Here is an 11,254-nt window from a genome sequence, read left to right on the forward strand (position 1 = left end):
CCCGCACCGGCTAGGCTCTCGGGCATGACTTTCTCCGTGGCGGTGGCCGGTGCGAGCGGCTACGCGGGCGGCGAGCTGCTGCGACTGCTCGCCGACCACCCCGAGTTCGAGGTGCGCACGGTGACGGCGCACGCCAACGCGGGTCAGCCCCTCATCGCCGTGCACCCGCACCTCCGCTCGCTCCGCGACCTCGTCCTCGTCGACACGACGACCGGGAACCTCGCCGGGCACGACGTCGTCTTCCTCGCCCTCCCGCACGGGAAGTCGGGCGAGATCACCGCGACCCTCCCCGAGGACGTCCTCGTCGTCGACTGCGGCGCCGACCACCGCCTGACCGACCCGCAGGACTGGGCCGACTTCTACGGGGGCGACTTCGCCGGGGCCTGGCCCTACGGGCTCCCGGAGCTGCTGATCGGCGGCGGCGGACGCAAGCAGCGCGAGGCGCTCGCCGGAGTGCGGCGCATCGCCGTCCCCGGCTGCAACGTCACGGCGATCACGCTCGGCCTGGCCCCCGGTCTGCACGCCGGAGTGATCGAGTCGTCGGACCTCGTCGCGGTCCTCGCCGTCGGCCCCTCGGGTGCGGGCAAGAGCCTGCGGACCGACCTCCTCGCCAGCGAGCTCCTCGGCTCCGCGCACGCTTACGGCCTCGGCGGAGCGCACCGTCACAATCCCGAGATCCGGCAGAACCTCCTGCTCGCCGGAGCCGGACCCGTCTCGATCTCGTTCACGCCGGTCCTCGTGCCGATGTCCCGGGGCATCCTGGCGACCTCGACCGCGCGCCTCGCTCCCGGCGTCTCGGCGCAGGACGTGCGCGCCGCGTGGGAGACCGCCTACGGCGACGAGACCTTCGTCCAGCTGCTCTCGGAGGGCTCCTTCCCCCGGACGGCCGACGTGGTAGGGGCGAACACCGCTCTGATCGGACTCGCCGTGGACGAGCGGGCCCGCCGCGTCGTGGTCGTCTCGGCCATCGACAACCTGGTCAAGGGCACCGCGGGCGCGGCCCTCCAGTCCACCAACATCGCCCTGGGACTCCCGGAGTCCCTCGGCCTGAGCGTGAACGGAGTCGCGCCGTGAGCGTCACCGCAGCAGCAGGGTTCCGGGCGGCGGGAGTCGTCGCCGGGCTGAAGTCGACGGGTGCGCGCGACGTCGCGCTCGTGCACAACCTCGGCCCGCTGCAGAGCGCCGCCGCGGTCTTCACGAGCAACCGCTGCAAGGCGAACCCCGTCCTCTGGAGCGAGCAGGTGATGCGCGACGGAGTGGTCTCGGCGATCGTCCTCAACTCCGGCGGCGCCAACTGCTACACGGGTGCTCAGGGCTTCCAGGTCACCCACCGCACCGCGGAGCTCGTGGGCGAGAGCCTCGAGGTGTCCGCCGGCGACGTGCTGGTGTGCTCCACCGGGCTGATCGGCGACCAGCTCGACCTCGCGAAGCTCGCCACCGGCGTGACCGGCGCCTCCGCCGAGCTCGCCGGGGGACCCGTGGCGGGCGAGGCGGCCGCCCGCGCGATCATGACCACCGACACGGTCCCGAAGCAGGCGGTTATCCGCTCCGAGCAGGGCTGGATCATCGGCGGCATGGCCAAGGGCGCCGGGATGCTCGCGCCGGGTCTGGCGACGATGCTGGTCGTGATCACGACCGACGCGGCCCTCGAGTCCGCCGCTCTCGACACCGCCCTGCGTGCCGCGACCCGCGTCACCTTCGACCGCCTCGACTCGGACGGCTGCATGTCGACGAACGACACCGTCGCACTGCTCGCGAGCGGCGCCAGCGGTGTAGAGGCCGACGCCGACGAGTTCACCGAGGCCCTGACCGCGGTCTGCCGCGACCTCACCCTGCAGCTGCAGGCCGACGCGGAGGGCGCCGACCACGACGTCGCGATCCGCGTGCTGAACGCCGCGACCGAGGACGAGGCCGTGGTCGTCGCCCGCGCCGTCTCCCGCAGCAACCTGTTCAAGGCCGCGATCTTCGGCAAGGACCCCAACTGGGGCCGCGTCCTCGCCGCCGTGGGCACGACCGATGCGCAGTTCGACCCGTACGGCATCGACGTCGCGATGAACGGGGTGCAGGTCTGCCTCGCGGGCGAGCCGCACGAGAGCCGCGACCTCGTCGACCTCGCCCCTCGGCAGGTAGCCGTCGACATCGACCTGCACGCCGGCGACGCGACGGCCACGATCTGGACCAACGACCTCACGCACGACTACGTGCACGAGAACTCCGCGTACTCGAGCTGAGGCGGCCATGAGCGACGACACCACCCTCTCAGCCGAGAGCCGCGCCGAGCGCGACGCCGCGCCCGGGAAGGCCGCGACGCTCATCGAGTCGCTGCCCTGGCTGCAGAGCTTCCACGGGCGCACGATGGTGATCAAGTTCGGCGGCAACGCGATGGTGTCGGAGGAGCTGCAGCGCTCCTTCGCCCAGGACATGGTCTACCTGCGCTACGCCGGGATCCGCCCCGTGGTCGTCCACGGCGGCGGGCCCCAGATCTCGCGGATGCTCGACCGGCTCGGGATCGAGAGCGAGTTCCGGGGCGGCTACCGGGTCACGAGCCCCGAGGCGATGGAGGTGGTGCGGATGGTGCTCACCGGCAGCATCAGCCGCGACATCGTCCGCCGGATCAACGAGCACGGCCCCCTCGCCGCCGGCATCTCCGGTGAGGACGCGGGCCTCTTCGTCGGCCGCCGCCGCGGTGTCGTGATCGACGGCGAGGAGCACGACCTCGGACTCGTCGGAGACGTGATCGCCGTGGATCCCGCCGCCGTCCTCGCTCAGCTCGAGGCCGGCCGGATCCCGGTCGTGTCCTCGATCGCCCCCGACTCGGACGACCCCACGCAGTCGCTGAACGTCAACGCCGACGCCGCCGCCGCCGCGCTGGCCGTCGCGCTCGGCGCCGAGAAGCTCGTCGTCCTCACCGACGTGGCCGGCCTCTACTCCGACTGGCCCGACCGCGAGTCGCTCGTCTCGCACATTCGCTCGGACGACCTCGCGGCTCTGCTGCCCTCGCTCGAATCGGGCATGATCCCCAAGATGACCGCCTGCCTCGACGCCGTGCGCGGGGGAGTGCCCAAGGCCGCCATCATCGACGGCCGCATCCCGCACTCGATCCTGCTCGAGGTGTTCACCTCGGAGGGCATCGGCACCGAGGTCGTCGCCTCGCTCGACCCCCGCGACCGGGAGCGAATGTCGGGCCGCTGATCCTCAGCGGCCCCGGCTCCGAGCGCCCGTCCCGTCCGGGACGCGCGCACCGTCGGCCCTCGCGGCCGGACCGCTCCGATCGAAAGGCCACCATGTCCATCCCCACGACCGCGTCCCGCACCGGCTCGGCGCTCGACCGCTACTCCGCCGCGATGATGCAGACCTTCGCGCCGCCGCTCGCCGTGCTCGAGCGCGGCGAGGGCTGCCGGGTCTGGGACGTCGACGGGCGGGAGTACCTCGACTTCCTCGGCGGCATCGCCGTCAACTCGCTCGGCCATGCGCATCCCGTGTTCGTCGAGGCCGTGACGCGCCAGGCCGGTGCGCTCGCCCACGTCTCCAACTACTTCGCGACCGCCCCGCAGATCGAGCTCGCCGAGACCCTGCGCCGCCTCACCGGGGCCGGGGAGACGGGCCGCGTCTACTTCGCCAACTCGGGTACCGAGGCCAACGAGGCGGCCTTCAAGCTGGCGCGGCTGAACGCGGCCGGCGGCCGGCACCGCGTCCTGGCGCTGCAGAACGCGTTCCACGGGCGGACGATGGGCGCGCTCGCTCTGACCGGCAAGGCGGCCATGCGCGCGCCGTTCGAGCCGATGCCGGGAGGGGTCGAGCACCTCGAGGCGAGCATCGAGGCCCTCGAGGCGGCTCTCGACGAGTCCGTCGCCGCGCTGATCGTCGAGCCCATCCAGGGGGAGGCGGGCGTCATCCCGCTGCCGGCCGGCTACCTCGAGCGCGCGCGGGAGCTGACCCGCGAGCACGGCGCGCTGCTCATCGTCGATGAGATCCAGACCGGGGTCGGGCGGACCGGACGCTGGTTCGCCTACCAGGAGGCGGGAATCCTGCCCGACGCCGTCACCCTGGCCAAGGGGCTCGGCGGAGGCTTCCCCGTCGGCGCGCTGGTGACCTTCGGCGAGGCGTCCGACCTCCTGCAGAAGGGCCACCACGGCAGCACCTTCGGCGGCAATCCGCTCGCGACCGCCGTGGCCGGAGCCGTGCTCGCCGAGATCGAGCGCGCCGACCTTCTCGGCAACGCGCGGGAGCGCGGGGCGCAGATCGTCGACGCGCTGACCGCTCTCGACTCGCCCCTGATCGGAGGGGTCCGCGGCGCGGGCCTCCTCCTGGGCATCGCCCTGACCCGGCCGGTCGCCGCCGAGCTCGCCGCCGCCTGCCTCGACGCCGGCCTGATCGTGAACGCGGCGAACGACTCGAGCATCCGGCTCGCGCCTCCGCTCGTGGTGACCGCCGCCGACGTCGCCGAGTTCGCCGAGCGCTTCGGCCGCGCACTGCAGACCCTCTGACCCCGTACCTCCACCGAAAGCGACCAGCACCGTGACCCGCCACTTCCTCCGCGACGACGACATCACTCCCGCCGAGCAGGCCGAGATCCTCGACCTCGCCCTCGAGCTCAAGCGCGACCGCTTCTCCCGGAAGCCCCTCGCCGGGCCGCAGACCGTCGCCGTGATCTTCGACAAGTCCTCCACGCGCACCCGTGTCTCCTTCGCGGTCGGCATCGCCGATCTCGGCGGCAGCCCCCTGATCATCTCGACCGCGAGCAGCCAGCTCGGCGGCAAGGAGACCGCCTCCGACACGGCGCGGGTGCTGGAGCGCCAGGTCGCCGCCATCGTGTGGCGCACCTACGCGCAGTCGGGCCTGGAGGAGATGGCGCGCAGCACGCGCGTGCCGGTCGTCAACGCGCTCTCGGACGAGTTCCACCCGTGCCAGCTCCTCGCCGATCTGCTGACCATCCGCGAGCACCGCGGTCGCCTCGCCGGACTCACGCTCACGTTCTTCGGCGACGGAGCGAGCAACATGGCGCACTCGTACCTCCTGGCGGGGGCCACGGCCGGCATGCAGGTCCGCATCGTCTCCCCGGAGTCGTACTCGCCGGACGCGGCGGTCCTGGCCGATGCGCAGCGCATCGCCGCGACCACCGGCGGATCGGCGATCACCACGACCGACCCCGACGAGGGCGCGGCCGGCTCCGACATCGTGATCACGGACACGTGGGTGTCGATGGGCAAGGAGGACGAGAAGGCGGCGCGCGTCGCGACCTTCGGCGCCTACCGGGTCGACGCCGCCACGATGGCCGCTGCCGCTCCCGACGCGCTGTTCCTGCACTGCCTGCCGGCGGATCGCGGCTACGAGGTGACCGCCGACGTGATCGACGGCCCGCAGAGCGTGATCTGGGACGAGGCGGAGAACCGCCTGCACGCGCAGAAGGCCCTGCTCGTGTGGCTCCTGGAGCGCGCCGGCACCGCCGACGCCGCTCAGTAGACTCGACAGCCGAACCCGAGGAGAACCATGACGGAACGACCCTCCGCCCGCGCGGGCGAGGCCGGAGCCCTCTGGGGCGGCCGCTTCGCCGGCGGCCCCTCGCCCGAGCTCGCCGCGCTCTCGAGGTCGACCCACTTCGACTGGCAGCTCGCCCCCTACGACCTCGCCGGCTCCCGCGCCCACGCCCGGGCGCTCGCCGGAGCGGGCTACCTCGACGACGCCGAGCTCACCGCGATGCTCGCGGCGCTCGACCGGCTCGAGGCTGCCGTCGCCGACGGGAGCTTCGCCGCCGACGAGTCGGACGAGGACGTGCACGGCGCCCTCGAGCGCGGCCTGATGCTCGAAGCCGGTCCCGAGCTCGGCGGCAAGCTCCGCGCGGGGCGCTCGCGCAACGACCAGATCGCCACCTTCGTCCGGATGTACCTCCGCGACCACGCGGCGCTCGTCTCGGAGCTGGTGGTGCAGCTCATCGACGCCCTCGCCGCGCAGGCGTCGGCGCACCCGACGGCGATCATGCCCGGGCGCACCCACCTCCAGCACGCTCAGCCCGTGCTCCTCGCGCACCATCTGCTCGCCCACGGCTGGGCGCTGCTGCGCGATCTGGAGCGCCTGCGGGACTGGGCCGTCCGGGCGGACGTCTCGCCCTACGGCTCGGGCGCCCTCGCCGGCTCGACCCTCGGCCTCGACGCCGAGGCGGTCGCCCGCGATCTCGGCTTCGTGTCGAGCGTGCCGAACTCGATCGACGGGACGGCCAGCCGCGACCTCGTCGCCGAGTTCGCCTTCGTCACCGCCATGATCGGGATCGACGTCTCGCGCATCGCGGAGGAGGTCATCCTCTGGAACACGCGGGAGTTCGCCTTCGTCACGCTCGACGACGGCTACTCGACCGGGTCCTCGATCATGCCGCAGAAGAAGAACCCCGACATCGCCGAGCTCGCCCGGGGGAAGTCCGGCCGCTTGATCGGCAACCTCACCGGGCTGCTCGCGACCCTCAAGGCGCTGCCGCTCGCCTACAACCGCGACCTGCAGGAGGACAAGGAGCCGGTCTTCGACTCGGTGACGACCCTCGAGGTGCTGCTGCCCGCGTTCAGCGGCATGATCGCGACCCTCACCTTCCACACCGACCGGATGGCGGAGCTCGCGCCCCAGGGCTTCTCCCTCGCGACCGACGTGGCCGAGTGGCTCGTGAAGAAGCACGTGCCCTTCCGGGACGCCCACGAGATCACCGGTGAGCTGGTCAAGCTGGCGGAGTCGCAGGGGAGGGGGCTCGAGGATCTCGACGACGCCGCGCTCGCCTCGGTGTCGCCGCTGCTCACTCCAGACGTGCGGTCCGTCCTCAGCATCGAGGGATCGGTGGCGAGCCGGGACGGTGTCGGCGGCACGGCTCCCGACCGCGTCGCGGAGCAGCTCGCCCGGCTGACCGAGCGCGTCCGGGTCGTGCGCGGATCCCTCCGAGGGGAACGCCCGTGACTCTTCGAGGAGCGCCGGGCGACGACGGCCGTCCGCCGCTGCGCCCCTGGCAGCAGCGGACTCTGGTGCTCGTCGCCGCAGTCGTCATCGTCGCGGTGATCGTGATCACCCTCGTGTCGGGCCAGAGCTTCTTCTGAGCGCCGACCTCCCCGATCTCTCGCGCTCGGCCCTCGAGGTGGCACCGGAGCTGCTCGGCCGCGTCCTCCTGCACCGCACGCCGGAGGGCGTGGTCGGCGTCCGGCTGACCGAGGTCGAGGCGTACCTCGGAACCGGTGAGGATCCGGGCTCGCATGCGCACCGCGGACCGACACCCCGGACGGCTCCCATGTTCGGTCCGCCCGGGTCCGTGTACGCGTACTTCACCTACGGGATGCACACCTGCGTGAACATCGTCTGCTCCCCGGCGGGTACGGCGTCGGCGGTGCTGCTGCGCGCCGGCGAGGTCGTATCGGGGGAGGATCTCGCGATGATCCGGCGCGGACCCGTTCGCAGCCGGGATCTGGCCCGCGGACCCGCACGGCTGGCGAAGGCCCTCGGAGTCCGTCTCACCGAGTCGGGCGACCCGCTCGAGGCGGCGTTCGAGCTGCTGCCGGGGGAGAGGCCGTCCTCCGTGGTGGCGGGCCCGCGCACCGGAGTCTCGGGCCCGGGCGGCGGGGACGACTTCCCGTGGCGCTTCAGCATCCCGGCCGACCCCACCGTCTCGCCCTACCGGAGAGCAGTGCCCCGGCGGCGGCCCGGAGCTCAGCCCGCGAGGTAGAGCCGGGCGAGAACGCCGAGAGCCGCCGCCCAGGCGAGGCTCGCCAGCGTGCCGATGATGAACCGCTCGCGCGCTTCCGGGGAGGCGAGCTCGCTGAAGCGGCCGACGCCCTTGATCGCCACCACGACCGCGATCCCCTCGGGGAGACCGCTCATCAGCGCGCCGGCCGTCGCGATCCGCTCGAGGACCCCGATCGTCGTCCCCCCGCGCAGCACCTCGATCGGCTGGCCGATCGCCGAGGGCGCGCTCCCGGCGGCGGGGCGGGAGGTTCCGGCGACCATGATGCCGCCGTGGCTGCCGCTGCGGGAGTCGGCCGTCGCGAGCCGGAGGGTGAGCAGCACGACCGGCCCGCCGCCCGCGATCGCCAGCGCGAAGGCCAGCACCGCCACCAGGACGGAGTGGATCGGGGGCGCGGACGGTCCGGCGACCGCCGTGAGCAGGAAGGCGGCGGCCGCCGCCACGAGGGGGATCCAGGCGAGCTGCGGACGGCGAAGGCGCACGGCGAGCACCGCACCGGCGAGTCCGGCGAGCAGCACGAGCACCACGCCCGTCCACGAGGCGGACTGCAGCGCGGAGGCGAGGAGCAGGGCGGGGGATCCGGGGGGTGCCGTCATCGGGGTGTCCTCTCGTCGGTGGGGTCGAGCGTACGGTCGACCACTGTCAGCAGGCGCGCGAGCGCGTCACGGGCGGGAGCGTCGACCCGAGCACTCGCCGCGCGGACCCGGAGGCTGACCGCCTGCGGGCTGACGGCGAGGCGCTCGGCCGCATCCTTCTGGGAGAGGCCGCTCTCGAGCAGGTCGACGATCTGCCAGCCGGCCTCGGAGCGCGCGTCGCGCAGCAGGAGGAGCGGATCGATCAGCGCCTGGACGTCCGCCGGTGCCGGCGCCGCCGTTCCCGGTGCGTCCGGATCGAGGGAGAAGCGCGTAGGCCGGCCCTTCGCCGCCTCGACCGCCCGGCGCGCCGCGAAGTACGCCTCGCCGGTCGCCGCTCTCGTGGTCGCCGGGAGCGGCCGGTCGACGGGTCCGATCCCGAGGCCGATGCTCCAGTGGCCGGTCCGGTGCAGCTCGAGCACGAGTGTGACGACGGCATCGGCCCGGTCGAGCACGCACTGGAACTCGTCGCCCGCCGTCCGCTCCGGGGGCAGGACGAACGACGCCCGACCGTCGTCGATCAGGCTCGCGATCGCCTGGTCCACGCGGTCGTGGTCGTGCCTGCTGTCGCGCTGATCCGCGGTGACGACGAACATCGGACCTCCCCGATCAAGTATCCGCACTTGATCGCCCGAGATCAAGCCTGCGCGCTTGACTGGTGGAGACCAGCTTCTTCCCGCCACGGTAGCCTGGTCGGGTGATCGACCAGCACCTCCCCGGGTCCGCGACGAGCCCGCAGCTCGACCCCGCCTTCGACTCCGTGTGGGACGAGCTGGTCTGGCGAGGCTCGGTGCACGTGTCGACCGATGCGGGAGCGTTGCGCGAGCTGCTGTCGGGGGAGCCGATCACCTACTACTGCGGGTTCGACCCGACCGCGCCCAGCCTCCACCTCGGGAACCTGGTGCAGCTGATCGTCATGCGCCGGCTCCAGCTGGCCGGGCATCGGCCGCTCGGGCTCGTCGGCGGCTCGACCGGGCTGATCGGGGATCCGCGTCCGACGGCCGAGCGGACGCTGAACTCGCGCGAGACGGTGACGGCGTGGGTCGAGCGCCTCCAGGCGCAGGTGAGCCGGTTCGTTCCCGCGGGCGGCGACAACGGGCTGCGCCTGGTCAACAACCTCGACTGGACCGCTCCGCTGTCGGCGATCGACTTCCTGCGGGAGATCGGGAAGCACTTCCGCGTGGGGACGATGCTCAAGAAGGACGCGGTCAGCGCCCGCCTCAACTCCGACGCGGGGATCAGCTACACCGAGTTCAGCTACCAGATCCTGCAGGGTCTCGACTACCTGGAGCTCTACCGGCAGTACGGGTGCGTGCTGCAGACCGGCGGCAGCGACCAGTGGGGCAACCTGACGAGCGGGACCGACCTCATCCACCGCACGGAGGGCGTGTCGGTCCACGCGATCGGCACACCGCTGGTGATGAACTCCGACGGCACCAAGTTCGGCAAGAGCGAGGGCAACGCCGTCTGGCTCGACTCCGAGCTCACCAGCCCGTACGCGTTCTACCAGTTCTGGGTCAACACGGACGACCGCGACGTCGCCGACCGCCTGCGGATCTTCACCTTCCTGCCGCGCACGGAGATCGAGCGCCTGGAGAAGGCCGCCGCCGACGAGCCGTTCCGCCGGGAGGCGCAGCGCGCGCTCGCCTGGGAGGTCACGTCGCTGGTGCACGGAGCGGAGGCGACGCGCTCGGTGATCGACGCGTCGGCCGCGCTCTTCGGCAAGGGCTCGCTCGAGGGGATCGACGCGGTCATCCTCCGTGGCGCACTCGAGGCGGTGCCCTCGATGGAGGCGACCCCGGAGACGTCGGCGCTGCAGGCGTTCGTCGAGACCGGACTCGTCGCCAGCACGGGGGAGGCGCGGCGGGCTCTCGCCCAGGGCGGGCTCTCGGTGAACAACACCGCCCTCCCGTCCGAGACCGTCACGCTCGGCGAGCTCCCGTTGATCGACGGGATCGCCGTCCTCCGTCGCGGCAAGAAGAGCTTCGCCGGGGCCTTCGTCCGCTGACCGCGTGCACGCTCTCCACGAGCGGACGCGGGCGATGACGGCATCGGCGGTCTCATCAGCTCGGTAGCCGGTAGCCGGTAGCCGGTAGCCGGTAGCCGGTAGCCGGTGTCGGGTACCGAGTCGGACACTCAGCGACGCAGAGCCCTTGAATCGCGACACGCCCGGGACGCAGGCGATTTGCCGCTCGGCCGAGGCCCGACGTAATGTAACTCCTCGTCACCCCAAAGGAGCGGCAAGCGGGAGTCAGGCGCAGAGCGTCGAGACCAGCTGGCCCACCTCAAGCGGGGACCATCCCCTCGCTCCCAGGCCTGTTAGAGATTCGTCTCTTGAAGACTGCGGGATCGCGAGCGTAAGATGCAAAGCCTCCACGGGACACGGTCCCGGCTTCGTTGCAAGGCCTCACGGCCGAGCCCGGTGCAGCGGTGCGGTCCTCGATCGTGCAGCGAACACCACGGAGAAGCCGGACTTGACACGGCCTGCGGATGTGCTAAGTTAGTCGAGTTGCCACGGAGGCGATCGGGACTTCGGTTCTGACAAGCCTAACCGGTCTCGGCAAGCAAGACAAATCGAGTGGCTCACGCCCTCGTACATTAATCTTCGATCACTTTCGTTGTGAAGCACCGTTCTGGTGTGGAGGCGGGATGTGTCCGATTCTTGAGAACTCAACAGCGTGCACTATGTTCAATGCCAATTTTATACCCCGGCCTTGATCTTCGGATCGGGTTGGGATTCCTTTGGAAATTGATGTCAGCTTCCGGCTTTCGGGTCGGAGCGATGTCTTATTTGCTAGAGGTCAAACTTGACTCTCCTTCTCTTCGGGGTTGGGGGTCGTAATTTTTTTACGGAGAGTTTGATCCTGGCTCAGGACGAACGCTGGCGGCGTGCTTAACACATGCAAGTCGAACG

At 71.7% G+C, this 11,254-nt stretch carries 11 protein-coding genes and 1 rRNA gene; 10 read left to right on the forward strand and 2 right to left on the reverse strand.

Annotated elements, in window-relative coordinates:
• Positions 1-24: 24 nt before the first annotated feature.
• The 8 genes from argC (at position 25) to C5C55_RS06245 (ending at position 7,690) form a co-directional block, all read left to right on the forward strand.
• The gene (argC, locus tag C5C55_RS06215; protein WP_104233283.1) at positions 25-1,074 is read left to right on the forward strand and encodes an N-acetyl-gamma-glutamyl-phosphate reductase; all 1,050 of its coding nucleotides are present in this window, start codon (positions 25-27) and stop codon (positions 1,072-1,074) included.
• Positions 1,071-2,231, forward strand: coding sequence for a bifunctional glutamate N-acetyltransferase/amino-acid acetyltransferase ArgJ (gene argJ / locus C5C55_RS06220; protein WP_104233284.1), 1,161 nt, complete (start codon positions 1,071-1,073; stop codon positions 2,229-2,231). Before argC ends, argJ begins: the two co-directional genes overlap by 4 nt.
• A 7-nt stretch (positions 2,232-2,238) precedes the next feature.
• The gene (gene argB, locus C5C55_RS06225; RefSeq protein WP_104224497.1) at positions 2,239-3,192 is read left to right on the forward strand and encodes an acetylglutamate kinase; all 954 of its coding nucleotides are present in this window, start codon (positions 2,239-2,241) and stop codon (positions 3,190-3,192) included.
• Positions 3,193-3,284: 92 nt separating this feature from the next.
• The gene (locus C5C55_RS06230) at positions 3,285-4,487 is read left to right on the forward strand and encodes an acetylornithine transaminase (protein ID WP_104233285.1); all 1,203 of its coding nucleotides are present in this window, start codon (positions 3,285-3,287) and stop codon (positions 4,485-4,487) included.
• Positions 4,488-4,518: 31 nt separating this feature from the next.
• Entirely contained in the window at positions 4,519-5,463 is a 945-nt protein-coding gene (argF, locus tag C5C55_RS06235; RefSeq protein WP_104233286.1) for an ornithine carbamoyltransferase, read from the forward strand.
• A gap of 27 nt (positions 5,464-5,490) precedes the next feature.
• Complete coding sequence (argH, locus tag C5C55_RS06240; RefSeq protein WP_104233287.1) at positions 5,491-6,933, forward strand: argininosuccinate lyase; 1,443 nt, start codon at positions 5,491-5,493, stop codon at positions 6,931-6,933.
• Positions 6,930-7,070, forward strand: coding sequence for a hypothetical protein (locus C5C55_RS16505; protein WP_160034127.1), 141 nt, complete (start codon positions 6,930-6,932; stop codon positions 7,068-7,070). Before argH ends, C5C55_RS16505 begins: the two co-directional genes overlap by 4 nt.
• Positions 7,067-7,690 (forward strand): DNA-3-methyladenine glycosylase, encoded by a 624-nt coding sequence (locus C5C55_RS06245; protein WP_104233288.1) that lies wholly within the window; start codon positions 7,067-7,069, stop codon positions 7,688-7,690. Before C5C55_RS16505 ends, C5C55_RS06245 begins: the two co-directional genes overlap by 4 nt.
• On the opposite strand, the gene C5C55_RS06250 is transcribed toward C5C55_RS06245, so the two are convergent.
• On the reverse strand, positions 7,675-8,304 hold the full coding sequence (locus tag C5C55_RS06250; protein ID WP_258059401.1) for a hypothetical protein: 630 nt from the start codon (positions 8,302-8,304) through the stop codon (positions 7,675-7,677). The genes C5C55_RS06245 and C5C55_RS06250 overlap by 16 nt on opposite strands.
• Positions 8,301-8,936, reverse strand: a complete 636-nt coding sequence (locus C5C55_RS06255; RefSeq protein WP_104233289.1) for a DNA-binding protein — start codon at positions 8,934-8,936, stop codon at positions 8,301-8,303. Before C5C55_RS06255 ends, C5C55_RS06250 begins: the two co-directional genes overlap by 4 nt.
• A 101-nt stretch (positions 8,937-9,037) precedes the next feature.
• On the opposite strand from C5C55_RS06255, the gene tyrS reads away from it, so the two are divergent.
• Positions 9,038-10,348, forward strand: coding sequence for a tyrosine--tRNA ligase (gene tyrS, locus C5C55_RS06260; protein WP_104233290.1), 1,311 nt, complete (start codon positions 9,038-9,040; stop codon positions 10,346-10,348).
• Between the two features lie 838 nt (positions 10,349-11,186).
• Positions 11,187-11,254 (forward strand): 16S ribosomal RNA (locus tag C5C55_RS06265); the annotation flags it as partial.

Origin of the sequence: Rathayibacter sp. AY1C2, from assembly GCF_002931195.1 — a bacterium.
In the GTDB taxonomy this organism is placed as follows: Bacteria; Actinomycetota; Actinomycetes; order Actinomycetales; family Microbacteriaceae; genus Rathayibacter.

Excerpts from the sequence above, each read along its gene's own strand:
- C5C55_RS06230 (WP_104233285.1), top strand. The coding sequence starts at position 3,285 with ATGTCCATCCCCACGACCGCGTCCCGCACCGGCTCGGCGCTCGACCGC.
- argC (WP_104233283.1), top strand. The coding sequence starts at position 25 with ATGACTTTCTCCGTGGCGGTGGCCGGTGCGAGCGGCTACGCGGGCGGC.
- C5C55_RS06255 (WP_104233289.1), bottom strand. The coding sequence starts at position 8,936 with ATGTTCGTCGTCACCGCGGATCAGCGCGACAGCAGGCACGACCACGAC.
- C5C55_RS06250 (WP_258059401.1), bottom strand. The coding sequence starts at position 8,304 with ATGACGGCACCCCCCGGATCCCCCGCCCTGCTCCTCGCCTCCGCGCTG.
- argB (WP_104224497.1), top strand. The coding sequence starts at position 2,239 with ATGAGCGACGACACCACCCTCTCAGCCGAGAGCCGCGCCGAGCGCGAC.
- argH (WP_104233287.1), top strand. The coding sequence starts at position 5,491 with ATGACGGAACGACCCTCCGCCCGCGCGGGCGAGGCCGGAGCCCTCTGG.